Source organism: Streptomyces sp. NPDC060184 (assembly GCF_042728795.1).
Lineage (GTDB): Bacteria > Actinomycetota > Actinomycetes > Streptomycetales > Streptomycetaceae > Streptomyces.
In genome coordinates this window covers 35,250-59,456 of record NZ_JBHWYX010000024.1, presented here as the reverse complement: position 1 = coordinate 59,456, position 24,207 = coordinate 35,250, and the positions used below count along the sequence as shown (strand labels likewise).

At 73.9% G+C, this 24,207-nt stretch carries 21 protein-coding genes; 10 read left to right on the top strand and 11 right to left on the bottom strand.

Translation table 11 applies throughout. The features are described from left to right. Positions 1-103 precede the first annotated feature (103 nt). Positions 104-1,228 carry an alkene reductase gene (locus tag ACFWEE_RS17910; RefSeq protein ID WP_386890148.1) on the bottom strand — a complete coding sequence of 375 codons (1,125 nt, stop codon included), beginning with the start codon at positions 1,226-1,228 and terminating at the stop codon, positions 104-106. 59 nt (positions 1,229-1,287) lie between these two features. Between ACFWEE_RS17910 and ACFWEE_RS17905 the strand changes: the two genes are divergently transcribed. Next, positions 1,288-1,680 (top strand): MerR family transcriptional regulator, encoded by a 393-nt coding sequence (locus ACFWEE_RS17905; protein ID WP_386890146.1) that lies wholly within the window; start codon positions 1,288-1,290, stop codon positions 1,678-1,680. A gap of 8 nt (positions 1,681-1,688) precedes the next feature. On the opposite strand, the gene ACFWEE_RS17900 is transcribed toward ACFWEE_RS17905, so the two are convergent. Beyond that, a complete protein-coding gene (locus ACFWEE_RS17900; RefSeq protein ID WP_386890144.1) occupies positions 1,689-2,324 on the bottom strand; it encodes a LysE/ArgO family amino acid transporter in 636 nt (211 codons plus the stop codon). A gap of 188 nt (positions 2,325-2,512) precedes the next feature. Further along, positions 2,513-3,409: a helix-turn-helix transcriptional regulator gene (locus ACFWEE_RS17895; protein ID WP_386890142.1), complete on the bottom strand. Its 897-nt coding sequence runs from the start codon at positions 3,407-3,409 to the stop codon at positions 2,513-2,515. 101 nt (positions 3,410-3,510) lie between these two features. Between ACFWEE_RS17895 and ACFWEE_RS17890 the strand changes: the two genes are divergently transcribed. After that, positions 3,511-5,037: an MFS transporter gene (locus tag ACFWEE_RS17890; RefSeq protein WP_386890140.1), complete on the top strand. Its 1,527-nt coding sequence runs from the start codon at positions 3,511-3,513 to the stop codon at positions 5,035-5,037. Between the two features lie 6 nt (positions 5,038-5,043). Here the strand turns inward: ACFWEE_RS17890 and ACFWEE_RS17885 are convergent, their stop codons facing one another. Both ACFWEE_RS17885 and ACFWEE_RS17880 read right to left on the bottom strand, forming a co-directional pair. Beyond that, on the bottom strand, positions 5,044-5,919 hold the full coding sequence (locus tag ACFWEE_RS17885; RefSeq protein ID WP_386890139.1) for a carbon-nitrogen hydrolase family protein: 876 nt from the start codon (positions 5,917-5,919) through the stop codon (positions 5,044-5,046). Positions 5,920-5,991: 72 nt separating this feature from the next. Continuing rightward, entirely contained in the window at positions 5,992-7,056 is a 1,065-nt protein-coding gene (locus ACFWEE_RS17880) for an alpha/beta fold hydrolase (protein WP_386890138.1), read from the bottom strand. Between the two features lie 302 nt (positions 7,057-7,358). Between ACFWEE_RS17880 and ACFWEE_RS17875 the strand changes: the two genes are divergently transcribed. Beyond that, positions 7,359-8,585, top strand: a complete 1,227-nt coding sequence (locus ACFWEE_RS17875; protein WP_386890137.1) for a PLP-dependent aminotransferase family protein — start codon at positions 7,359-7,361, stop codon at positions 8,583-8,585. 69 nt (positions 8,586-8,654) lie between these two features. Here ACFWEE_RS17875 and ACFWEE_RS17870 read toward each other — a convergent pair whose 3' ends face one another. Next, the gene (locus ACFWEE_RS17870) at positions 8,655-11,237 is read right to left on the bottom strand and encodes a bifunctional FO biosynthesis protein CofGH (protein ID WP_386890135.1); all 2,583 of its coding nucleotides are present in this window, start codon (positions 11,235-11,237) and stop codon (positions 8,655-8,657) included. 213 nt (positions 11,238-11,450) lie between these two features. On the opposite strand from ACFWEE_RS17870, the gene ACFWEE_RS17865 reads away from it, so the two are divergent. Continuing rightward, the gene (locus tag ACFWEE_RS17865) at positions 11,451-12,200 is read left to right on the top strand and encodes an HAD family hydrolase (RefSeq protein ID WP_386890134.1); all 750 of its coding nucleotides are present in this window, start codon (positions 11,451-11,453) and stop codon (positions 12,198-12,200) included. A gap of 111 nt (positions 12,201-12,311) precedes the next feature. On the opposite strand, the gene ACFWEE_RS17860 is transcribed toward ACFWEE_RS17865, so the two are convergent. The 3 genes from ACFWEE_RS17860 to ACFWEE_RS17850 all read right to left on the bottom strand — a co-directional run bounded on the left by ACFWEE_RS17860 (position 12,312) and on the right by ACFWEE_RS17850 (position 15,960). Continuing rightward, complete coding sequence (locus tag ACFWEE_RS17860; protein WP_386890132.1) at positions 12,312-13,115, bottom strand: ALF repeat-containing protein; 804 nt, start codon at positions 13,113-13,115, stop codon at positions 12,312-12,314. Positions 13,116-13,264: 149 nt separating this feature from the next. Beyond that, positions 13,265-14,674 carry an MFS transporter gene (locus ACFWEE_RS17855; protein WP_386890131.1) on the bottom strand — a complete coding sequence of 470 codons (1,410 nt, stop codon included), beginning with the start codon at positions 14,672-14,674 and terminating at the stop codon, positions 13,265-13,267. Positions 14,675-14,763: 89 nt separating this feature from the next. Continuing rightward, positions 14,764-15,960 carry a M20 family metallopeptidase gene (locus tag ACFWEE_RS17850; protein ID WP_386890129.1) on the bottom strand — a complete coding sequence of 399 codons (1,197 nt, stop codon included), beginning with the start codon at positions 15,958-15,960 and terminating at the stop codon, positions 14,764-14,766. A gap of 59 nt (positions 15,961-16,019) precedes the next feature. Here ACFWEE_RS17850 and ACFWEE_RS17845 point away from each other — a divergent pair, with 59 nt between their 5' ends. From ACFWEE_RS17845 to ACFWEE_RS17835, 3 genes are all read left to right on the top strand, one after another. Further along, positions 16,020-17,174: an Lrp/AsnC family transcriptional regulator gene (locus ACFWEE_RS17845; RefSeq protein ID WP_386890128.1), complete on the top strand. Its 1,155-nt coding sequence runs from the start codon at positions 16,020-16,022 to the stop codon at positions 17,172-17,174. 148 nt (positions 17,175-17,322) lie between these two features. Continuing rightward, on the top strand, positions 17,323-17,769 hold the full coding sequence (locus ACFWEE_RS17840; protein WP_386890126.1) for a sel1 repeat family protein: 447 nt from the start codon (positions 17,323-17,325) through the stop codon (positions 17,767-17,769). A 59-nt stretch (positions 17,770-17,828) separates the two neighbouring features. Further along, the gene (locus ACFWEE_RS17835) at positions 17,829-18,077 is read left to right on the top strand and encodes a hypothetical protein (protein ID WP_386890124.1); all 249 of its coding nucleotides are present in this window, start codon (positions 17,829-17,831) and stop codon (positions 18,075-18,077) included. 37 nt (positions 18,078-18,114) lie between these two features. On the opposite strand, the gene ACFWEE_RS17830 is transcribed toward ACFWEE_RS17835, so the two are convergent. Together ACFWEE_RS17830 and ACFWEE_RS17825 are read right to left on the bottom strand one after the other, a co-directional pair. Further along, positions 18,115-20,052: an AMP-dependent synthetase/ligase gene (locus tag ACFWEE_RS17830; protein ID WP_386890123.1), complete on the bottom strand. Its 1,938-nt coding sequence runs from the start codon at positions 20,050-20,052 to the stop codon at positions 18,115-18,117. A gap of 81 nt (positions 20,053-20,133) precedes the next feature. Then, a complete protein-coding gene (locus ACFWEE_RS17825; protein ID WP_386890121.1) occupies positions 20,134-21,396 on the bottom strand; it encodes an acetyl-CoA C-acetyltransferase in 1,263 nt (420 codons plus the stop codon). 71 nt (positions 21,397-21,467) lie between these two features. On the opposite strand from ACFWEE_RS17825, the gene ACFWEE_RS17820 reads away from it, so the two are divergent. The 3 genes from ACFWEE_RS17820 to ACFWEE_RS17810 all read left to right on the top strand — a co-directional run bounded on the left by ACFWEE_RS17820 (position 21,468) and on the right by ACFWEE_RS17810 (position 24,156). After that, positions 21,468-22,787 (top strand): 3-oxoacyl-ACP reductase, encoded by a 1,320-nt coding sequence (locus ACFWEE_RS17820; protein ID WP_386890120.1) that lies wholly within the window; start codon positions 21,468-21,470, stop codon positions 22,785-22,787. 4 nt (positions 22,788-22,791) lie between these two features. After that, positions 22,792-23,652, top strand: coding sequence for a MaoC family dehydratase (locus ACFWEE_RS17815; protein ID WP_386890119.1), 861 nt, complete (start codon positions 22,792-22,794; stop codon positions 23,650-23,652). Positions 23,653-23,730: 78 nt separating this feature from the next. After that, a complete protein-coding gene (locus ACFWEE_RS17810) occupies positions 23,731-24,156 on the top strand; it encodes a nuclear transport factor 2 family protein (protein ID WP_386890118.1) in 426 nt (141 codons plus the stop codon). The last annotated feature ends 51 nt before the right edge of the window (positions 24,157-24,207 follow it).

The window sequence follows — 24,207 nt, the reverse complement described above, 5'->3', positions numbered from 1 at the left end:
CTGACACCGGTCGGACCGGGGGCGGCGCAGACCGCAGGAGGAGGGGGCAGACCGCGGAAGGGCGGGACGGACCGCAAACGGACGGGCCGTCGCCCCGCCCGGGTCACTCGACGCCCGGCAGCTCCGCCAGCGTCGGGTAGTCCGTGTAGCCCGTCGCCCCGCCGACGTACATCATGTACGCGTCCCGCACCTGGTTGACCGGCGCTCCGGTACGCAGCCGGTGGACCAGGTCCGGGTTGGCGAGGAACGGGCGGCCGAGGGCGATGAGGTCGGCCCCGGCGGCGAGCAGGCGCTCGCTCGCGGCGAGGCCGCCGTCCTCGGGGAGGCGGTCCTGCGGGAGCACCGGGTTGCCGATCAGGGTGCCGGGCCATTCCTTGCGGATGCGCTGGAATACGGGCTGGTCCGGGTCGGCGTGCACCACGTGCAGGTACGCGATCCCGCTGTCGGCCAGGGCGGCGACGAGCGCGGGGTAGATCTCCTCGGTGTCGCCCTCCACGATGCCGTTGACCATGTTGCCGGGGGAGACGCGCAGCCCGACGCGCTCGGGGCCGATCTCCTCGGCTACGGCTTGGACCACCTCGGCGACGAACCGTACGCGGTTGTCGACCGGGCCGCCGTAGGCGTCGGTGCGGCGGTTGGTGTTCTGCGCGAGGAACTGGTGGAGCAGGTGGCCGTTGGCGCTGTGGATTTCCACCCCTTCGAAGCCCGCTTCGATCGCGCGGCGCGCGGCGGAGGCGAAGTCGGCGATGTGCTCCTCGATGTCGTCCAAGCCCATCTCCCGGGGTACGGGCGCCTGTTGCTTGCCCGAGGGTGTGTGGAGCGTCTCGGGGAGCGCCACGGGCGAGGGCGCGACAGGGACCAGGCCGCTGGTGTCGGGGTGTCCGACCCGTCCGCCGTGCTGGAGCTGGAGGAACATCCGCCCGCCCGCCGCGCGCACCGCGTCGGTGACCAGGCGCCATCCGGCGACGTGGTCGGGGCGGTGGATGGCGGTGATGTTCGGGTAGGTCTGGCCGACCGCGTTCGGGGTGGACGCCTCGGCGATGATCAGGCCGGCCGTGGCGCGCTGGGCGTAGTAGGTGGCCATCAGCGGGGTGGGGACGCCGTCGGCGGTGGCGCGGTTACGGGTCAGCGGGGCCATCACGAGCCGGTTCGGGAGGCGCAGCGGGCCGAGGCCGGCGGGGTCGAAGACCGATACCTTCGCAGCGGTGGAAACGGGTGCGTTCGTCATGCCGAGAGAGTAAGAATTGACACCGGTGTCAGGTTCAAGTCCCGAAGGAGCTGGGCGTCATGCGGATCGGTGAACTGGCCCGGCGCACGGGCGTCAGCGAGCGTTCCCTGCGCTACTACGAGCAGCAGGGCCTGCTGGCCTCGGACCGCACACCCGGCGGGCACCGCGCGTACCCCGAAGGCGCGGTCGACCGGGTCATCCGCATCCAGGAGTTCTACGCGGCGGGCCTGTGCAGCTCGAAGATCCACGAACTCCTGCCCTGTGTACGGGACTCGGACGGCGGGCCGTCCGCCGTCGCCACGCCCCGGCTCGTCAGCGACCTCGGTGCGGAACGCGACAGGATCGACCGGAAGATCGCCGAACTGCTGCGTTCCCGGGACGTGTTGGACGAGGTGATCGCCACGGCGAAGGAGCAGTCGCCGCCACCGCCCGCAGGGGACGCCGTCGCGTAGGACCTCCGTCAGGAAGGGGCGAGTGCCAGGCGCACCGCGAGTGCGGTGATCACCGCACTGGAGAGCAGAGCAGTCGCCAACCTCCCCCGCGGGCCCGTCGGTCCGCGCCCCAGCAGCGCCCCGCCGCCGACCAGCAGCAACTGCCAGGAGGCGGAGGCCACGAAGGCCGCCAGGACGAACAGGGCCCGCTCCGCGTGGCCCGGCGCGGCATCCCCCTGCCCCGCGAGCACCAGGGCGGTGAAGTACAGGACGGTGACCGGGTTCATCAGCGTGAGGCTCAGCAGCGCGAGGTACGCCCGCAGCGGGCCCGCCGGTCCGCGGTCGGCCCGGCCGCCCGGGGCCCGTCCCGCACGGTGGTGGCGTAGGGCCGTCACCGCGCCCCGTCCGGCCATCGCCACCAGGACCACGGCCGAGGCCCACCGCAGGGGCAGCGCGACCGGCTCGACGAGCGGGGCGAGAGCCGAGCCCCCGGCTACGGCGACCAGCGCGTACAGGCCGTCGGCGGTCGCGACGCCGAGGGCGGCACCGGCGCCGACCCGCAGCGAGGTCCGCGCGGTGAGGGCCACCAGGTAGGCCGCGACCGCCCCGACCGGTACGGCGATGCCGTACCCGGCCAGCAGCCCCGCGACCAGCGCCGCGCTCACGCGCGGGGCGGAGTCGGCCTCCCCGGACCGCCGGGCTGCTGCTGGAGGCCCCGGCTCGCGACGGCGAGGGAGGGCAGCGGCAGCGCGGAGGATGTCGGAGTCATGGGCGGATTCTCGGAGGGCGCCCGCCGCCCGGGCAACCCGTTTTCTCCGCGGCCCGAGGTCCGCGGAAGGCGGCGGCCCAGCCCTCAGGCCCCGGCGGCCGAGCCTCCGGCGGCTCCACCGGCGCCGAGGGAGGTCCAGTCCGGAGCGGCCCCGACCAGCGAGTCGAGGCGTTCCAGACGCTGGGCGGTGGCGGCGTCGTCGGGGGTCATGACGATGATCCGCTCGCCGCGCGTCCGGTCCAGCCACAGGCTCTGGAACTGGACGTCGAGGGGGCCGACGCGCGGGGACCGGTAATGGCGCAGCTGGGTCCGGTCGGCGCCGACTTCGTACGACTCCCAGTGCCGCACGAAGTCCGGGGACTCCTGACGCAGCCGGTTGATCAGCGCGTGCCAGCGGGGGTCGTCGCGGTGTTCCGGCTGGCGGGCGCGGAGCCGCGCGGTCATGTCGCGCAGGACGGTCTCCTCGTCGACCAGGCTGTTGCGCCAGCTCGGTTCGGTGAACATCAGCCACGCGCAGTTGCGTTCCTCCACCGGGTACGCGTCGAGGTCGGCGAAGAGGTACCGGTAGGTGCGGTTGGCCGCGACCAGGTCGTAGCAGTCGGTCTGCACGGCGGCCGGGTAGGGCAGCAACTTCGCCAGGACGGCGGTGTGTTCGGGACGCAGGTCCATGGGAGGTCCCGGCTCGGCGGCCGTGCCCCGGCCCGCGAGCACCATGAGGTGCCGGTGCTCGGCGGCGTCCAGGCGCAGGACGCGCGCCACCGCGTCGAGCACCTGGTCGGAGGCGTTCTTGGCCCTCCCCTGTTCGAGCCACGTGTACCAGGTGACCCCGACACCGGCGAGCTGCGCGACCTCCTCGCGCCGCAGACCGGGCGTGCGGCGCCGGCCGCCCGCGGGCAGGCCCACGTCACCGGGGGTGACACGGGCACGGCGGGCGCGCAGGAAGGCGCCGAGGGCGTCGCGGTCGGGCGTCGTAGAGGTCACCGCACCAGTGTCGGGCTTCGGGGCCAAAGGATCCAGGTAGTACTGGTACCCCGATAAACAGGCTCCTGGTACCAGGATGGCGCGCGGCGCACAGTCTGGTCATGACCCTCACGACCGCACCGTCCGTCCCCGCCACGCACACCCCACCGGCCGTCCCCGTGGCCGCCACCCACGGCGGCCCGGCCGCCCCCGCCGCGCATACCGGGGCACCGCTTCCGGCGCGCGCCCTCACCGGCACCGGACTCGCCGCGCTGCTCGTCGCCTTCCTGCCCGTGAACATGACGTTCGGGTCGGTGAACCTGCTCGAACCCGCGATCACCACGGACCTCGGCGTGACCGTGTCGGGCGGTCAGCTCGTGCTCTCCGCGTACACCACGGCGTTCGCGGCGACCCTCGTCGTGGCGGGGCGCCTGGGCGACCGGTTCGGACGGCGGCGGCTGCTCGCGGCCGGGGTCGGCGCGTTCGGCGTGGCCTCCGTGCTCGCCGCGCTCGCACCGAACCTGATCACCCTCGTCGTCCTGCGCGCCGTGCTGGGCGTGGCCGCGGGGCTGTTCACCCCGCAGGTCCTCTCCACCATCCAGTCCACCGCGCCCGCGAAGCTGCGGGCCCTGGGCGTCACGCTCTTCGCCGCCGTCGGCGGCATCGCGACCGTCGCCGGGCAGCTCCTCGCGGGCGCCGTCGCCCAGGCCGCAGGTGACCACTGGGGCTGGCGGCTCGTGCAGATACTCACCGGCGCGATCGGGGCCGCCGCGCTGCTCGCCCTGCGCACCGTGCCCGAGTCGCGCTCGACGGCGCCGCTCTCGCTGGACCTGCGCGGGGCCGCGCTCCTCGGCACCGGCCTGCTCCTCGTCGTGGTGCCCCTGACCCTCGGCACCTCCGCGGGCGGCCCGGCCCCGGTGCTCGCGATGCTGGCCGCGGGCGGCGCGGCGCTCACCGTCTTCGCCCGCTCGCAGCGCGCCGCCGAACGCCGCGGCGAACTGCCCGTCGTCCCGCCGAGCGTGCTGCGCACCCCGGCCGTGCGGCAGGGCCTGGTCATGTCCCTGCTGTTCTTCACCGGCTACGGCGCTTTCCTGTACGAGTTCTCGGCACTCGCCCAGGGCGCGTTCGGCGTGGACGCCTGGGACACCGTCGTGCTGCTGCTCGGGTTCGGCGCGGGGTTCATCGTCACCGCCCTCGCCCTGCCGGCCGTGGAACGCCGCACCGGACGCTGGACGATGACCGGCGCGGCCCTCGGCCAGGCGGCGGTGCTCGTGGGCCTCGCCTTCACCGTGAACGGCACCCACGGCCACACCACGTGGACCCTGCAGCCGCTGCTGATCGCGCTCGGTGTCACCCAGGCCCTGATGTACGGACCGGTCCTGCGCACCGTCCTCTCCCGCACCCCGACCTGGGCGGCGGGCGTCGCCGGCGGTCTCTTCACCACCCTGCAGCAGCTCGGTCTCGGCCTGGGCGTGGCACTCCTGGGCGGCCTCTTCCACGCCGTGGCCGACGCGACGGCGGACGGCTCCGCCGACGCCGGACTGCCCCGCGGTTTCGCCGCCGCCGTGGCCGTACAGGCCGCTCTGGCCCTGGCCTTCGCCTTCTTCGCCACCCGTATCGCCCGCGCCGGGGCGCCGGAAGCGAGCTGAGCGGCGCTACGGCCGCCCGGCGCCCAGCGCGTACCGGGCCCGCTCCCCCGCCACGACCCGGTCCAGGTCGCCCAGCATCCCCTCCGCCTCGCGGGCGGCGGTCAGGGCGGCCGGGTCGAGGTCGGCGGTGACCACCTCGCGCCGGTCCGGTCCGGCCTCGGTCAGCAGCCGCCCGTCCGGACCCCACACCCCACTGCCGCCGCAGGTGTTCCAGCCGCCGGTGGTACCGATGTGGTTGGCCAGGACCGTGTAGACGGTGTTGTCGAGGGCGCGGGCGGGGAACCACGTACGGGACTCGTGGTGGCCGTTGCCGACACTGAAGAGGGCGCCGACGAGGTACGCGTGGCAGCCGTCCAACGCGGCGGCGCGGGCGTGCTCGGGGAAGCCCGAGTCGTAGCAGATGCCGAGCCCGAGCCGCCAGCCGTCCACGTCGAGGGTGCACCCGGCGGCCCCCGGCCGGTAGACCTCGCGCTCGGTCTTGAAGAGGTACTGCTTGTCGTAGCGGGTGACGAGGGTGCCGTCGGCCCCGATGACCAGCGCGGAGACGTACAGCTCCCCCGCCTCGTGGAACGCGGCGCCCACCACCGCGACCGTGCCGGTCTCCCGGCAGGCGTCGGCGAGCGGCGCGAGGCGCGGGTCGCCGGGCTGCACGGCGCAGCGCAGCGGTTCGGCGCGGACGAGGTCGGGCTCGTACCCGCTGAGGAACTTCTCCGGGAGGACGACCACCCGCGCCCCCGCCCCGGCGGCCTCACGGACCAGGGCGGCGGCGGTGGCCGTGTTGGCCTCGACGTCTCCGGCCACGGCCTGCGCCTGCGCGGCGGCGACCCGCAGCGGGCTCGACGGGATCGGGTACGTACGGGACGGGGCGGTGCGTGCGGTCATGGAACCCCAGGTTACCGGCAGGCCGACGGGGCCCTCGGGCTCCGCCGGCCGGGGCCGCGACCGCGTGCGGGCTCAGCCGGTACCGGGACGGGAGCCCAGCGCGCGGGGGCCGTCCGCCGGGGACGCCAGCAGCTCCCGCACGGACCGGCCGATGAACGCGACATCGTCCGGGTTGGCTCCGGAGCCCGCGAGGTGGCCCCACTCACCGGGGATGACCCGCACCTCCGCGTCCGGGATGTGCGCCGAGGCCCGGACCTCGTCCTCGGGCGGGAAGTAGAGGTCTCTCTCCGCCGGCATGGCCAGCGTCCTGGCGGTGATGGTTCCCAGCGCCTTGGCGACGTCCCCGCCCGCTCCCCCGGTCGCGCCGACGTCCGCGTGCTGCCACGTCCAGAGCATCGCGAGCAGGTCGTTGGTGTCCTGGCCCGCGAAGTTCGGCTCCCAGAAACCCGCCAGGAACTCGTCGACGGAGTCGAACCCCAGGGAGCGGTACCGCTCGTTCCAGTAGAAAGCCTGCGAGAAACCCCAGCCCGCGTAGACCCGGGAGAAGGCCCGCAGGCCCGCCGCGTGTCCGGGCGCCCGCCGGCCCCGGTGCCACTCGGGGTCGGTCGTGAGCACGGCCCGCAGCCCCTCGATGAACACCCCGTTGTGCGGTGAGGTCTTCGGCGATCCGCAGAACGGCAGGGCGCGGGCGACCATGTCCGGGTACGAGACCGCCCACTGGTACGTCTGCTGGGCGCCCATGGAACAGCCGATCACGAGGGCGAGGCGCTCGATGCCGAAGTGGAGGCGGACCAGCTCGTGCTGGGCACGCACGTTGTCACCCATCGTGACGTGGGGGAAGTCCGCGCCGGCCTGCGGTGCGGGGGTGTTGGAGGGCGAGGAGGAAAGGCCGTTGCCGAAGAGGTTCGGCACGATGACGAAGTAGCGGTCGGTGTCCAGCGGGCGGCCCGGACCGATCAGCCACTCGTGAGAGGTGTGGTCACCGGCGAACCAGGTCGGGAGCAGGACGGCGTTGCCCCTGTCGGGCGCGAGGTCTCCATGGGTCCGGTAGACGAGGCGGGCCGGGTCCAGGACGCCGCCCCTCTCCAGACGGAAGTGCGGGAGTTCGAGGACTAACGGGTCGGTCGGGGCGTTCATGGTGGTCCCTCGATGAGTGGGCGGTGGGCGCGCCAGGACACCGGGCCGGGGGCGGGGGCGGGGCGATCTTCGGTGGGCCAAGTCCCCGGCACGACAGACCGGTTGACACCCCGGTCCGGCCCGTGGGTGCTGTCACGGATCCAGGCTACCGACAGCTCGCCGGGGCGGGCCGCAGCCGCGGCACGCCCGATGGGGACTCTACGCCGGTCATGACCGGACTTGACCAAGAATGGGCCGCCTCCTCCGACTTCGACGGCCCCAACGCCTTCAAGAGGCACGGCGGTTGCTCGTAGGCTGCGGCCATGACGACCCGAGCCGACACCCCCGCCCTCGCCACCCGCGCCGCCTCGGTCGGCGCCTCTCCCGTACGCGAGATCCTCGCGCTCACCGCGCGGCCGGAGGTGATCTCGTTCGCGGGCGGGCTTCCGGCACCCGAGCTGTTCGACACCGGCGGGATCCGGGCCGCCTACGACCACGTGCTGGCCGAGGACGCGGCACGGGCCCTCCAGTACTCGGTGACCGAGGGCGACCCGGCGCTGCGGGCGGCCGTCGCCGCCCGGTACTCCGCGCGGGGGCTGCCGACCCGGGCGGAGGACCTGGTGGTGACCACCGGATCGCAGCAGGCACTGACTCTGCTCACCACCGCGCTGCTGGAGCCCGGCGACACCGTCCTCGTCGAAGACCCCACGTACCTCGCGGCGTTGCAGTGCTTCAACTTCGCCGGGGCACGGGTCCTGCCGGTGCCGTGCGACGACGAGGGCATCGACCCGGTGGCGCTCGCGGAACTCGTCGAGCGGGAACGGCCCAAGCTGCTCTACACCGTCCCCACCTTCCAGAACCCGACCGGGCGCACCCTCCCGCTCGCGCGCAGGCAGGCCGTCGCCGAGGTCGCGCAGCGCCTCGGCCTGTGGATCGTCGAGGACGACCCCTACGGCGAGCTGCGCTTCGAGGGCGAGCACCTGCCGTGGATCTCGTCGCTGGACGCCGCCGCCGACCGCACGGTGCTGCTGGGCACCTTCTCCAAGGTGATGTCCCCCGGCATGCGGCTCGGCCATCTCCGTGCGCCCGCCGCGCTGCGCCGGGCCTGCGTGATCGTCAAGCAGGCCGCCGACCTGCACTGCTCCGCCGTGGACCAGGCCGCGGCGGCCCGCTACCTGGAGGTCTTCGACCTCGACGCCCACATCGGCCGGGTCCGCGCCGCGTACCGCGAGCGCCGGGACGCGCTGCTCGACGGCCTGCCCGCCGCCCTGCCACCGGGCAGCACCTGGAACCGGCCGGACGGAGGGATGTTCCTCTGGGTCCGCCTGCCCGACGGACACGACGCGACCGCCCTGCTGACGAAGGCGATCACCCACGAGGTGGCGTACGTCCCCGGCGCCCCCTTCTACGCCGGGACTCCCGACCCGGCGACCCTGCGGATGTCCTTCACCACCCACACCCCGGACGAGATCCGCGAGGGGCTGCTGCGGCTGGGCAAGGCACTGGGCGCGACCGGGGCACCGGCACCGCAGCCTGTCGCGCACGCCTGAGCCCACCGCCGCCGCCCCCGCGCCCCCGCCGCGCGAGCGGAGGGGCACGGGGCGGCGGCGCGTGCCGGATCAGCCCGGCAGGACCGGCAGCAGCTCCGGCAGGTGGCCGTCCGAGGCGGTCGCCGCGGCGACGCGCTCCGCGGGGACCTCTCCGTAGAGGGTGGTGCGCGGCTTCGCCGGGCGGCCCGCGAGTTCGGCGATGGCCACCAGGTCCTGGATGGAGCGGTACGAGCCGTAACTCGACCCGGCCATACGGGAGATGGTCTCCTCCATCAGGGTGCCGCCGAGGTCGTTGGCGCCCGAGCGGAGCATCTCGGCGGCGCCCTCGGTGCCGAGCTTCACCCAGCTGGTCTGGATGTTGGTGATGTGCGGGTGGAGCAGCAGCCGGGCCATGGCGGTGACGGCCCGGTTGTCGCGGTCGGTGGGGCCGGGGCGGGCGATGCCGGCGAGGTAGACCGGGGCGTTGGTGTGGATGAACGGGAGGGTCACGAACTCGGTGAACCCACCGGTCTCCTGCTGGAGCCGGGCCAGCGTGCGCAGGTGGCCCAGCCAGTGGCGGGGCTGGTCGACGTGCCCGTACATCATGGTGGACGAGGAACGCAGCCCCACCTCGTGGGCGGTCTTCACGACCTCCAGCCAGGTGGCGGTGGGGAGTTTGCCCTTGGTGAGGACCCAGCGGACCTCGTCGTCCAGGATCTCCGCCGCCGTACCGGGAATGGAGTCGAGTCCGGCCTCCTTCGCGGCGGTCAGCCAGTCACGGATCGAAAGCCCGGTGCGGGTGGCGCCGTTGACGACCTCCATCGGGGAGAAGGCGTGGACGTGCATGCCGGGGACGCGTTCCTTCACGGCCCGCGCGATGTCGAAGTAGGCGCTGCCGGGCAGGTCCGGGTGGATGCCGCCCTGCATGCAGACCTCCACCGCGCCGACGTCCCACGCCTGCGCGGCCCGGTCGGCGACCTGGTCGAGGGAGAGGGTGTACGCGTCGGCGTCGGTGCGGCGCTGCGCGAACGCGCAGAAACGGCAGCCGGTGTAGCAGACGTTGGTGAAGTTGATGTTCCGGGTGACGATGTAGGTGACCTCGTCGCCGACCGTGTCGCGGCGCAGGGTGTCCGCGATCCGGCAGAGCTCGTCCAGTGCCGGGCCCTCCGCGTGGAGCAGGGCGAGGGCCTGGGCGTCGGTGAGCTTCGTCGGGTCGTCGGCCGCCTGGCTCAGCGCCTCACGGACGTCCGCGTCGACGCGGGACGGGGCCATGCCGGGAGCGGCGGCCTCGCGGAGCGCCTCCCAGTCCCCGTACACCTCGTCGAAGTCCTCACGGCGGTCGCCGGTGCGGCCCTCGGTGTCGATGGTGCGGTGCAGGTCGGTGCGGCCACTCGCGCCGAACTCCTCGTCCGGTTCCTGCCAGGGCAGGCCGACGGGGATCGCGCCCTCCTTGGCCATGCCGGTCTCCGGGTCGGCGAGCGCGCGCACGTGCGGGAGCAGCCGGGGGTCGAGCCACGGTTCGCCGCGCTGGATGAACTCCGGGTAGATGGTGAGCCGTTCGCGCAGCGCGAAGCCGGACTCGGCGGTGCGGGCGGCGAGTTCGTCGATGTGCGGCCAGGGGCGTTCGGGGTTCACGTGGTCGGGGGTGAGCGGCGAGACCCCGCCCCAGTCGTCGATGCCCGCCCCGACGATCAGCGCGTACTCGGAGTCCACCAGGTTCGGCGGGGCCTGGATCCGCGCGGACGGGCCGAGGATGTGCCGGGCCACCGCGATCGTCGCGGCCAGCTCCTCCAGCTCCGCGTCGGGCATCGCGCGCATCGCGGTGTCCGGCTTGGCGCGGAAGTTCTGGATGATGACTTCCTGGATGCCGTGGTAGGCGCGGGCGGTGCGGCGGATCTCGAAGAGGGAGTCGGCGCGCTCCTCGTAGTTCTCTCCGATGCCGATCAGGATGCCTGTGGTGAAGGGGACGTTGGAGCGGCCGGCGTCCTCCAGGACGCGCAGCCGGACGGCCGGTTCCTTGTCCGGGGAGCCGTGGTGCGGGCCGCCCTTCTCGGACCAGAGGCGGGTCGCGGTGGTCTCCAGCATCATCCCCATCGAGGGGGCGACCGGCTTGAGGCGCTGGAGATCGGTCCAGCCGAGCACCCCGGGGTTGAGGTGCGGGAGCAGGCCCGTCTCCTCCAGGACCCGGATCGCCATGGCGCGTACGTACGCCAGGGTGTCGTCGTACCCCTCGGCCTCCAGCCACTCCCGCGCCTCGGGCCAGCGGTCCTCGGGGCGGTCGCCGAGGGTGAAGAGCGCTTCCTTGCAGCCGAGCGCCGCGCCCTTGCGGGCGATGTCGAGGACCTCGTCGGGCGAGAGGAACATCCCGTGGCCCTCGCGGCGGAGCTTGCCGGGGACGGTGACGAAGGTGCAGTAGTGACAGATGTCGCGGCAGAGGCGGGTGAGCGGGATGAACACTTTGCGGGAGTACGTGATGACGCCCGGCCGGCCCGCCGCTTCCAGGCCCGCGTCGCGTACCCGGGCGGCGGACGCGGCGAGGTCCGTCAGATCGTCACCGCGTGCCTGGAGGAGTACGGCGGCCTCGGTGGCGTCGAGGGCCACACCGTCACGTGCCCGTTTGAGTGCGCGCCGCATGGCGTTGGTCGTGGGGCGTCCGCTCTGAGGATCGGTCATGGACCGAGCATACGAGCGGCGCCGGTGCCCGGGTCGGCCGGTCACCTGCACCTTCGCGCACACCTCCGCAGCACGGTTCGCGCGCACCTCCGCAGCACGGCTCGCGCTCACCACCACCCGCGCCGCGTGGAGCCCGCTCCCGAACCCGCGCCGCGCGCCCGGGCGCGGATGTCGGCGGTGCGACGGGGTCCGCCCCGTAGGGTCGGCACGGTGATGGAAACGATCGTGTTCGACATCGGTGAGACCCTCGTACGCGACGACCGCCACTGGGCGTCCTGGGCCGACTGGCTGGGTGTGCCCGTGCACACCGTGAGCGCTCTGGTCGGCGCCGCCGTCGTCGGGGGCCGGGGCGCCGCGGACGCGCTGGCGCTGCTCCGCCCCGGCATGGACGTGGCGGAGGCGGAGCTCGCCCGCGAGGCGGCGGGGCGCGGCGAGCACCTCGGCGAACGGGACCTCTACCCGGACGTGCGCCCGGCGCTCGCCGGACTCCGCTCGCTCGGGCTCCGGGTGGTGGTGGCGGGGCACCGGTCGGCGCGCGCCACCGAGCAGTTGCGGTCCCTGGACCTCCCGGCGGACCTCGTCGTCACCTCGGCGGAGTGGGGCGTGGCCAAGCCGGACCCGGAGTTCTTCGTGCGGGTGCTCAAGGCCTCGGACGCCGACCCGCGCACCACGGTGTACGTCGGCGACCACCCCGCCGAGGACCTCTTCCCGGCGAAGGCCGCCGGTCTGCGCACCGCCCACCTGCGGCGGGGCCCGTTCGGGCACTGGTGGGCGGATCACCCGGACGTGGTGGAGTCGGCCGACTGGCGCGTGGACGCCCTCACCGAGCTGGCCACGCTGCCGGGGCTGGTACGGGAACGCGGGGACGGGAGCGGCGGGCCGGGACACGTACGGGACGCCCCGGAGCGGCGGCCGGAGCGGGGCGGGTCGCCCACGCTCCGGGCGCTGCGGTCGGTGCGCTGACCGGACGGACGCACCGGCCCGCGTCACGACGTACGGCTCCCCCGCCGCCCGGTGGTGTCCCCCGGCGGGGACGCCGGGTAACACCACCGGAGCGGCCGGGATCAGCCGGGATCAGCCGTCGATCTCGTACTGCCCGACCGTCCGGAAGTACCGGAAGTCCTCCGCGGTGCCGTTGCTGAGGAGGTCCTGGATCGCGTCGTTCATGGCGTCGCTGAGGTCCGGGTCGTTGAGCATGCGGACGACGTAGAGCTGGTCGTCCTTGTACTGCGCGTCCTTGTACCCGGTCCACCGGAAGTAGCTGACGGCCTCGGGGGTGTTGACCTCGAAAGCGTCGCTGGCCGCCTGCAGCAGGTATGCGTCACCGTTCTGCTGGGCCACGGCGCTGATGCGGGCGACGGCGAGGTAGTCGTCCGTGACCTGGGCCACGGGATACCCCGTCTCCAGGAAGACGCGCGCGGCGTTCACATCGGTCTCGGAGGCGGTTATGGCGTCGCTGCCCGCCTTCCAGACCGTATGGTCGCCGTTCTGCTGGGCCACCGCGATGACGCGGGCGACCCAGAAGACGTCGTCGCCGCTCTGGGCCGTGGTGCAGCCCGTCTCCAGGAAGGTGCGCAGGCCGTCCACCGTCCCGGCCAGGGCCGCGTTCGCCGCGCGCAGGACGTACGGCCCGGCGTTCGGGTCCGCGAGTATGCCCTGGACCTCGGCCTGGAGTTCGTCCTCCGTCAGCTCGTCGACCGGAGTCTCCGTGCCGGACGGTTCGGCCGGGCAGGCGACCGCCGGGGGCGTGAAGGGCGTGTAGGGAGCGACGGGCACGGACGACGCGGACGCGTCGTCCGCGAAGGCCGGAGCGGTGAAGAGGAGCGCGGGCGTCAGAGCGGTCGCGGCGAGCAGCAGCGCGGCGCGGGTCGGTCTCATGATGTACCTCCAGGCTCGATGGGTCCGTCGGTACGAAGCATCCGACTGGCAGGTACACGCATCAACGCGACCTGCCGAGCCCGTGGATGAACATCTCCGCTGACCTGTAAGGCTTTTGAGGAAACATCAGCTTCAACAGCGGTACCCCGTCACCCCTCCCGGCGCCGCGACAGCGCGCTCATCGCGACCGCCGCGAGGGCCGCCGCCGCGCCGACCAGCCACACCGCCGTGTAGCCGCCCTCGCCCGGTTCGCCGGTGAGGTCCGAGCGGAACGCGCCGAGCAGGGAGGCGAACACCCCGCCCGCCACCGCCCCGCCGAGTGTCTTCACGTTGTTGTAGAGGGCGGCGGCGATCCCCGTACGGGCGGGCTCGCTCGCCTCCACGATGACGGTGGGCATGGCGCCCAGCGCCAGTCCGATGCCGAGGCCGAGGAAGGCGGAGCCCGTCGCCATCTGCCACATCTCCTCGTGGAAGAAGGCGAACTGGGTGAAGGTGAGCGCGACGAGACCGAAGGCGGCCATCAGCGTCGGCCGGTAGCCGATCCGCTTCGCCAGCGCGGCCGTGGAGAGGGAGCCGACGACGCTGCCGACCGCACCGGGCAGCGACACCAGCGAGATGGCGAGGGCGCCGAGCCCGAACCCGTACCCGTCGGTCGCCGGATCGGCCGCGTAGAACGTGGAGTTGGGGGTCTGACTGCCGAAGTAGAAGACCCCGAAGAGGAAGGCGGCGCAGTAGAAGGGCGCGGAGGTCCGTGCCGCCAACGCCCGTACGTCCACGAGCGGTTCGCTGCCGCGCAGCTCGACCCGCACCCAGAGGGCGAGCAGCGCGATCCCCAGGAGCACCGGGCCGAGCACACGCACCGAGCCCCAGGAGCCGTCCTCCGCGCCCGACACCCCGGCGAGCAGGGCGATCATCGCGGCGCCGAGGAGCACCACCCCGGCCCGGTCGACGCGCCCGCCCGCCCTGCTCCGGGACTCCGGTACGGCGACGAAGGAGACCGGAACGCAGGCCGCCGCGAGCACCGCCGGGACCAGCAGGGTCAGCCGCAGGGAGCCGAACGCGGAGTCCACCAGCCCCATCACCACCCCGCCCGCCATCGCGCCGAGCGTCAGCGCCCCGACGAGCCGGGCGATGGCCCGGCGCGCCTCGGCGACCGGCAGCCGGTCCCGTACGAGCGCGATCTCCAGCGGCAGCAGCGCAGCGATCGGCCCCTGGAGCACCCGGCCCGCCAGCAGCACCGGGTAGTCGGGGGCGAGGGCGACGGTCAGCGTTCCGGCGGCGATCAGCGCGAGCGCGATCCGGAGCATCCGGCGGTGACCGTACAGATCGCCGAGCCGCCCGAACAGCGGGACGCAGACCGCCGCCGCCAACAGCTGTACGGAAACGACCCAGTTGAGGGACGCCGACCCGATGGAGAGGTGGTCGGCGAGGTCGGGCAGCAGCGGGGCCAGCCCGACCTGGAGGAAGCCGCTGGTCGCCTCGAAGAACACGAGGAGCCCCACGACGGCGGTGACCGAGGCGGTGGCGGGCGGCGGTGCGGGCGTGGCGGTGACGGCCATGGGCGGGCTCCAGCGGGTACGGGGCGACGGTGACACCGGAAGGGGCGGGAGGGGAGCTGGGCGAGCGGGCCGCGCAGGCCGGACACCACCTACACGTCGTGGCCGAGGCGGCGCAGGGCCAGCCCGGCGAGCAGCGCGGCGGCGTGCGGCAGGGCGCCGTCGTCGTACACCGCCTGGGCGGAGTGGTTCATCGGGGCGGTGGCGGGGTCGGTGCCGGGCGGGCAGGCGCCGAGCCCGACGAACGCGCCGGGCACCTCGCGCAGCACGAACGAGAAGTCCTCCGCCCCGGCCATCGGCTTGGGCGCCTCGAAGGCGTGGTCCGGGCCGAGGATCCGCCGCGCGGTCTCCAGCGCGAACGCCGCCTCCCCGGCGTGGTTGACGGTCGGCGGGTACTGGTCGACGTAATCGACGGTCGCGGTGACCCCGTGGGCGGCGGCCACCCCGTGCACGGTCCGCTCGAAGCCCGCGCGGACCGCGGCGCGGGCGGCGTCGGAGAAGGTCCGCACCGTGGCGGAGAACCGCGCGTCCTCCGGGATGACGTTGGGCGCCGTACCGGCCTCGATCCGGCCCACCGTGACGACCGCCGGGTCGAAGATGTCGATCTCGCGGGTGACCAGGGTCTGGAGCGCGGTGACCATCGCGCACATCGCGGGCACCGGGTCGGCCGCCAGGTGCGGGGACGAGCCGTGCCCGCCCCGGCCGTGCACGGTGACGTGGACGGCGTCCGAGGCGGCGAGCATCGGCCCCGGCCGGGTGGCGGCGAAGCCGGTCGGCGCCCCGGTGGAGACCACGTGCAGGGCGTACGCGGCGACGACCCGCTCCCCCGCCGCGTCGAGCACCCCCTCCTCGATCATGATCTTCGCGCCGCCCTGGCCCTCCTCGCCCGGCTGGAACATGAACACCACGTCCCCCGCGAGCTCCGCGCGCCGGTCCGCCAGCAGCCGGGCCGCGCCGACGAGCCCGGTGACGTGCAGGTCGTGGCCGCAGGCGTGCATCCGGCCGTCGAGCACCGAGGCGTACGGGAGGCCGGTGTCCTCCTGGACGGGCAGCCCGTCCATGTCGCCGCGGAGCAGCACCGCGGGACCGGGCAGCCCGCCGCGCAGCACGGCGGTGACGGAGCTGAGCCCCTTCCCCAGGGTGATCTCCAGCCCGAGGCCCGCCAGGGCGTCGACGATCCTGCGCTGGGTGAGCGGGAGGTCGAGGCCGAGCTCGGGTTCCCGGTGCAGGGCGTGGCGGAGTTCGGTCAGCGCGGGGGCGAGGGCGTGGGCATCCTGGAGCAGAGACATGGGCGTATGGTGCTGACCCGAGCACGCCACTGATGATCATCCGCAGGAAAGCGGCGCCGATGAGGTCCTTCACGCAGAAATCCGCCACCGCTCCGGCGCCCGCCCGCGGTCCCCGGGGCCAGGCCGCCGCCCCCGACGACGCCCCGCTGGACGAGCTGGACTATCTGCTGATCACCGCGTTGCAGACCTCGCCCCGTGCGGAGTGGGCACAGATCGGCAAGGCGCTCGGGGTGGACGGTTCGACGGCCGCCCGGCGCTGGAACCGGCTCACCGAGGCCGGACACGCCTGGCTCAGCTGCTACACCGTGGCGTCCGGGGTGACGCTGCCGATCATCGCGTTCATCGAGGTGGACTGCGCGGCGGGCGCCCTGCACGAGGTGGCGGCAGAGATCGCGGACGACCCGCACCTGATCACCATCGAGCACGTCACCGGCTCCCGGGACCTCGTCCTCACCGCCGCCTTCCCCGACCAGGCGATGCTGGCCCGGTACGTCGGCTTCCGCCTCGGCGCGCTGCCCGGCGTCGCGGCCACCCGCTCGCAGATCGCCACCGCCGTCCACACCGAGGGCAGCCGCTGGCGGCTGGACCGGCTCGACCCGGACAGCCAGGACGCGCTGACCAGGGACCGGGGCCCCTCCCACCCGCGCCGGGGCCTGACCGCGCCGGACGACCTGGACACCCGGCTCTACCTGCTGCTGAGCGAGGACTTCCGCCAGCCCGCCGCCCGGCTCGCGGAACGCCTGGGCGTGAGCCCCAGCACCGTCCGCCGCCGGCTCGACCGGATGCACCGCGAGGACGCCCTCATCTACCGCTGCGAGGTGGCGCGTTACCTCTCCGGCTGGCCGATCTCGGTGACCCTGTGGGGCATCGCCCCGGCCGCCGACACCGCGCGGATCGCCTCCCAGCTCATCGGGATGCGCGAAACCCGCCTCTGTGCCTCGCTGTCGGGGCCGTACAACCTGATGCTGGCGGTGTGGCTGCGCTCGGCCGAGGAAATCGGCGCGTTCGAGGCCCGGTTGGCCACCCGCTTCCCCGAACTCGTCGTCGCCGACCGGGCGGTGACCCTCTGGCCGCTCAAGCTGGCCGGTCACGTCCTGGACCCGCACGGCCGCCACATCCGGGGCGTCCCGGTCACCTTCTGGGAGGACCCGGGCGCGCACCGGGCCGAGGACGCCCTGCTGGAACGGCTGCGGGGCGGTGGCCGGGCGGCGTGAGCGTCCCCCCGCGCCGTTCCGGGCGGGCTCCTGCCGAGGGCGGCTCCCCGGAAGGGACTCACCGGCGCATCCGGGGCCACTCCAGGGGTTGCGGAGGCCCCCGTCGGGAAGAGTGCCGATGGGCAGTACGTGACCCGGGGGGGGACGCATGGCATTCCTGCTGTTCGTCGTGGCGGCGATCCTGAGCGTGATCGGGATGGCGACCGACAACGACACGCTCTTCGACATCAGTTGGGTGGCCTGGCTGCTCGGCCTGCTGCTGGCGATCCGCGCCTGGCGGCAGCACCGGAAGTACGGCACGCCGGAGAGGCTGATGGCCGCCGCCCAGGGCGGCGACCTGAAAGCCCTGCGGTCGATCGCCCTGATCGCGAAGATCCAGGGGAACCTGGACGAGGCCGAACGCCTCTTCCGCCTGGGGGTGGAGCGCAAGGACCCCGAGTCGATGTGGGAGATGGGGCGCCTGGTGGAGGCGCGCGACGGGCTGGCGGCGTCGGAGCCGTGGTTCCGGATGGCCGGCGAGCACGGTCACTTCGCCGCGAAGCTCTTCTTCCGGCGGGGACACGCCCTCAACAGGGACGGCGACAACCCGCTGTAGGGCCCTGACCCGCGAGGGAGTACGTTCGGCCCGGTGCGAACCGGAGGCGGTACGGAGAAGTGGCCGGCGGATCCCGGACCGTGGTGCAGGGGGCGGAGCACGTCGGCCGGACCGTCGAGGCGGTGCGCGCCCCCTGGGGTCACTGGATCGTGCCCCGGGCGGGACTCCTCGCGTGGCTCGCGGCGCTCGTGGCCCCGCTGGTCCTGTTCCTGGCGACGGCGGCCTGTGGGGCCACCGCCTTCGGGGCCGCCCGCCGGGCCCGGAACCGGCCGACGACCGCACTGCTCGGCCCGGTCCGGCCCCGCTGATCCGCCCGGGACCGGACGCCCGGCCGGCCCCCGCACCTCACTTCCGGTACAGCTCCTCGATCTCCGCCGCGAAGTCCCGTGCCACCACGTCCCGTTTGAGCTTCAGTGACGGCGTGAGGTGGCCGCTCGCCTCGGTGAAGTCGACGGGCAGCACGGTGAACTTGCGGATGGACTCGGCGCGCGAGACGAGGCCGTTGGCCTCGTCCACCGCGTGCTGGATCGTCTCGCGGAGCTCCGGGTCGCCGACCAGTTCGCGCAGCGGCACGCCCTGCTTCTTCTTCATCTGCCGCCAGTGCGCGAGCCCGTCCTCCTCCAGGGTGATCAGCGCGGTGATGAAGGAGCGGTTGTCGCCGACGACCATGCACTGGCCGACCAGCGGGTGGGCGCGCAGCCAGTCCTCCAGCGGGGCCGGGATGACGTTCTTCCCGCCCGAGGTGATGATGATGTCCTTCTTGCGGCCGGTGATGGTGAGGTAGCCGTCGTCGTCGAGGGCACCGAGGTCTCCGGTGGCGAACCAGCCGTCGTGCAGCACCGGTACGGAGGTGCCGGTCCGCGCGTCCCAGTAGCCGTGGAAGACCTGGCCGCCCCGGAGCAGTACCTCGCCGTCGTCCGCGATCCGTACGGAGGTCCCCGGCAGCGGCCAGCCGACCGTGCCCAGGCGGGGTTTGAGCGGCGGGGTCACCGTGTGGGCGGCGGTGGTCTCGGTGAGGCCGTACCCCTCGAAGATCTCGATGCCGGCGCCCGCGTAGAAGGAGGCGAGCCGGCCGCCCAGCGGGGAGCCGCCGCAGATGACGTACCGGACGTGGCCGCCGAGGGCCGCGCGGATGCGGCGGTAGACCAGCGGGTCGTAGAGCTTGCGGGCCATCTTCAGGCCGGTGCCGGGACCGGGGCCCGTGCCGTGTTCGGCGGCCTCGACCGCTTGGCCGTACCGCTGGGCGATGCGGGCCGCACGGTCGAAGGAGGAGGCGCGGCCCATCTTCTCGGCGGTGGCGCGCCCGGTGTTGAAGACCTTCTCCAGGACGTACGGGATCGCCAGCAGGAACGACGGCTGGAACCCGGCCAGGTCCTCCAGCAGGTCTTCGGTACGGATGGAGGGAGCGTGCCCGAGGCGGACCCGGGCACGCAGGCAGCCGATCGCGACCATCCGGCCGAAGACGTGGCTGAGCGGCAGGAACAGCAGGGTGGAGGCGGGGTACTTGGAGACCGACTTGAAGACCGGGTGGAGCAGTTCGATGGCGTTGTCGACCTCGGCGAAGAAGTTGCCGTGGGTGAGGACGCACCCCTTGGGGCGGCCGGTGGTGCCGGAGGTGTAGATGAGGGTGGCGGCGGTGTCCGGGGTCAGCAGGGCGCGGCGCTCGTCCACCGCCGCGTCGGGCACGTGCGTGCCCGCCGCCCGGAGCCGCCCGAGCGCCCCGGTGTCGAACTGCCACAGGTGGGCCAGGCCGTCGAGTTCCCGGCGCTCCTGGCTGACGATCCGCGCCTGCTCCTTCGTCTCGACCGCGCAGGCCTGAGCACCGGAGTCCTGGAGGATCCACCGCACCTGGTACGCCGAGGAGGTCGGGTAGATCGGGACGGTGACGAGCCCGGCGGCCCAGGCGGCGAAGTCGAGCAGCGTCCACTCGTACGTCGTACGGGCCATGATCGCGATCCGGGCGCCGGGCCGGAACCCCTCCGCGATCAGGCCCTTGGCGACGGAGCGCACCTCCTCGGCGAACGCGAGGGCGGTCACGTCCCGCCAGCTGCCGTCCTCCTGCTTGCGGCTGAGGACGGCGTCCGAGGGCGCCTCGCGCGCGTTGTCGAAGGGGATCTCGGCGAGCGAGCCGCGCCGTACGGGCGGTGCGAACGCGGGTACGGAGACCTCCCGCACGCGGCCGTCCGTACCGCGCAGGAGCAGCGGGGGGACCAGGACGGGCGGCGCGGCGGCGGACGCGGTGCCGTCGGCCGGGGATGCGGGCGGGGCGGGGGGCGTGGACACGTGCGGCTCCTCGGAAGGGGGGCGGTGGCGGGTGCGGTTCCGGCGGCGAACGGGCCGGGTCGTGCAGTGGTGTCCGACGGTTCAGGGCCGTTCGAGGATCGCGGTCACCCCCAGACCACCGGCCGCGCAGACGGAGATCAGCCCGCGCCCGGGTCCCTCGCGCTCCGCGAGCAGCTTGGCGAGGGTGGCGACGATCCGGGCGCCGGTCGCCGCGAAGGGGTGGCCGGTGGCGAGCGAGGAACCGGCCACGTTGAGCTTCGCCCGGTCGACGGGGCCGAGGCCCTGCTTGCGCCAGGCGGCGAGCGTGGCGAGCACCTGTGAGGCGAACGCCTCGTGCACCTCGAACAGGTCGAAGTCCTCGAAGGTCAGCCCGGCCCGCTCCAGCAGCCGGGGCACCGCGTGGGCGGGGGCCATCAACAGGCCGTCCTCGCCGTTCACGTGGTCCACGGCGGCGGTCTCGTACAGCGTGAGGTACGCCAGCGGCGCGAGGCCGCGCTCCCGCGCCCACTCCTCGCTCGCCAGCAGCACGGTGGCGGCCCCGTCGGTGAGCGGGGTGGAGTTCCCGGCGGTCATCGTCGCGTCGGGGTGTCCGGCGCCGAACACCGGTTTCAGCGTGGCGAGTTTCTCCGTCGTGGAGCCGGGCCGCAGGTTCTGGTCCCGCTCCAGGCCGAGGTACGGGACGACGAGGTCGTCCAGGAACCCCCGGTCGTAGGCGGCGGCCAGCCGCTGGTGACTGGTCGCCGCCAGCAGGTCCTGGTCCTCGCGTGCGACGCCCCAGCGGCGGGCGGTGATCGCCGCGTGCTCGCCCATCGAAAGCCCGGTGCGCGGCTCGGCGTTGCGCGGGATGTCGGGGACGAGGTGACGGGGGCGGACGGCCGCGAGTGCCCTGAGCCGGGCGGCGTTGCCCTTGGCGCGGCGGGCGCTCAGCAGGATGCGGCGGAGCTCGTCGTTGACGCCGAGCGGCGCGTCGCTCGCGGTGTCCGCGCCGCCCGCGATGCCCGAGTCGATCGCCCCGAGAGTGATCTTGTTCGCGACGCCGATGACGGCCTGGAGGCCGGTCCCGCACGCCTGCTGGACGTCGTACGCGGGGGTGCGGGGGTCCAGCCGGGAGCCGAGCACCGTCTCCCGGGCCAGGTTGAAGTCGCGGCTGTGCTTGAGCACGGCACCGGCGGCGAACTCGCCCACCCGCTGCCCGGTCAGGCCGAACCGCTCGACGAGCCCGTCGAGCGCGGCGGTGAGCATCAGCTGGTTGGACGCCTCGGCGTACGGGCCGTCGGAGCGGGCGAAGGGGATGCGGCTGCCGCCGAGGACGGCGACCCGGCGCGGCTGCGGAAGCGGAATCATCTCGACCAGCTCCTGACTCTTGAGTAACCTTACTCCGGAGTAAATCTACGACCGAGCAGGGAGTCTGGACAATGGCCGACCGCTATCTGCACCTGACCGGCACAGCCCCCGGCCGTTTCCTCACCCGGCGCCTGGGCCTTCCCCAGCCCACGCCGCTGCGCCGCTGGTCCCTGGAGACGCCCACGCTCGACGGGCCGTTGCTGCACCTCACGGCGGGCGAGGCGGCCGTCCCGGGCGAGGTCGGCGAGCTGCTCGCCCGCCTCGGGCTGCCGGTGGTGGAGCGGGCGGACCGGCCCGCCGGGATCGTCGTGGACGCGACCGGCATCACCTCCGCGCCGGGGCTCGCCGCCCTCCACGCCGCCCTGCACCCCGTCGTCCGCTCGGTCGCCCGCAGCGGCCGGATCGTCGTCCTCGGTACGGCCCCGTCCCCCGAAGACCACCACCAGGCCGCGGCGCAGCAGGCGTTGGAGGGGTTCGTCCGCTCGCTGGGCAAGGAGATCGGCCGGGGCGCCACCGCCCAGCTGGTACGGATCGTGCCGGGCGCCGCCGCGTCCGCCGAGTCCACCCTGCGCTTCCTCCTCTCGCCCCGGTCCGCGTACGTCAGCGGCCAGGTCGTCGAGGTCTCCGGCGCCACGCCCGGCCCGGTCGCCGACTGGTTCGCCCCGCTGACCGGCCGCACCGCGCTGGTCACCGGTTCCGCCCGGGGCATCGGCGAGGCGGTGGCCTCGGTGCTGGCGCGCGACGGCGCCCGGGTGATCTGCCTCGACGTCCCCCAGGCCGAGGCCGACCTGGTGCGCACGGCGGACCGGCTCGGCGCCACCGCGCTGCCACTGGACATCACCGCCCCGGACGCCGCCGAGCGGATCGCGGCGGCGGTCCCGGACGGGCTCGACGTCCTCGTGCACAACGCGGGCATCACCCGCGACCGCCGGCTCGCCAACATGGCGGCAGACCGCTGGGCCTCCGTGATCGACGTCAACCTCGACTCGGTGCTGCGGACCACGGACGCGCTCCTCAAGGCGGGCACCCTCAACCGGGGCGGCCGGATCGTCGCCACCGCCTCCATCGCGGGCATCGCCGGGAACAACGGGCAGACCAACTACGCGGCGAGCAAGGCGGGCATCATCGGCCTGGTCCGCTCGCTCGCCCCGCGCGCCGCCGCCGACCACGGGGTCACGGTCAACGCGGTCGCCCCCGGCTTCATCGAGACGAAGATGACCGCCGCCGTGCCGCTCTTCATCCGCGAGGCGGGCCGCCGCATGAACTCCCTTTCCCAGGGCGGGCTTCCGGTGGACGTGGCCGAGACCACCGCGTGGTTCGCGCAGCCCGCCTCCTCCGCCGTCAACGGCCAGGTGGTCCGCGTCTGCGGCCAGAGCCTGCTGGGAGCGTGAGCCGATGCCCTGCCTCGAACTCATGCTCCTGCGCGGCGCGTTGACCTCGCCGCTGAAGCGCCCCGGCCGGTCCGGCGCCGCGCTCCCGGCCACCCGCGTCACCGGGAGCGCGGCCCCCGTACCGGCCGAACTCCTCGCCCGCTACCGCCGGATCTGCCACTTCCCGCCCAACGGCCCACTCCCCCTCACCTGTCCGCACGTGCTGGCGTTCCCGCTCGCGATGCGACTGATGACGGCACGGGCGTTCCCGCTGCCGGTGCTGGGGCTCGTGCACACCTGGATCGAAATCACCTCCCACCGGCCCACAGGGCCTGCGGAACCTCTCCGACTGACCGTGTACGCACAGTCCTTGACCCCGCACCGCCGGGGCACCGAGGCCACCGTGGTGACGGAGGCCCGGGTGGGCGACGAGCTGGTGTGGGAGTCCCGCAGCGGGTACCTCGCCCGCCACGCCGTACGGACGACCGCCCCCGCCCCACCCGTGCGGTCCGCCGCGCCCGCACAGCCCGACCCGCCCGACCCCGATCTCCCCGCCGTCGCCGAGTGGCGCCTCACCGGCGACCTGGGCCGGCGGTACGCAGCCGCCTCGGGCGACCGCAACCCGATCCACCTCCACCCGCTCACCGCCCGCCTGTTCGGCTTCCCCCGGGCCATCGCCCACGGCATGTGGAGCGTCGCGCGCTGCCTCGCCGAGGTGGAGGGCGCCGACCACATCCGCACCGTACGTGCGGAGTTCAGGGCACCCGTGCTGCTCCCGGGCACGGTGACGTACGCGGCGGACGGCTCGGGGACGAGGTTCCAGCTGCGCGGCGGCACGGACGGCGCACGGCTCCACCTCACCGGCACGGTGACCCGCGACCTGTGAGGCCGTACGGTACGACCCGGCCCCGCGGGACCGCCTTGAGGCACCACCGCGCCGCACGCACACCAGGAGGAACGCGCCATGGAATCCGCCGCACGCTTCCGCGCCGCCGTGGAGAAGGGTGAACTCACGGGTGTCGACGCCCTGTTCACCGAGAACATCCGCTTCTACAGCCCGGTGAAGTTCACCCCCTTCGAGGGGAGGCCCCAGGTTCTGGGCCTCCTCGGGGTGCTCCTCCAGCTCTTCGAGGACTTCCACTACGTCGGCCAGTACGAGGGCGCCGCCGAGACCAGCACCGACGGCAAGGAGGCCCCCTCGGAGATCCTGGTCTTCCGCGCCACGGTGAACGGCGTCCAGATCCACGGCATCGACCTGCTGCACTTCGACGAGGCCGGGCTGATCAAGGAGTTCACCGTGATGGTGCGCCCCCAGTCCGCCGTACAGGCCCTGGGCCAGGCGGTCCACGCGGCCCTGGTCGCCGCCGGTCTCGCCCCCAAGACCCCCTGAGACGACCCGCCGGAGGGCGGCTGCCCGGGACCGCACCGCGCGGCCCCGGGC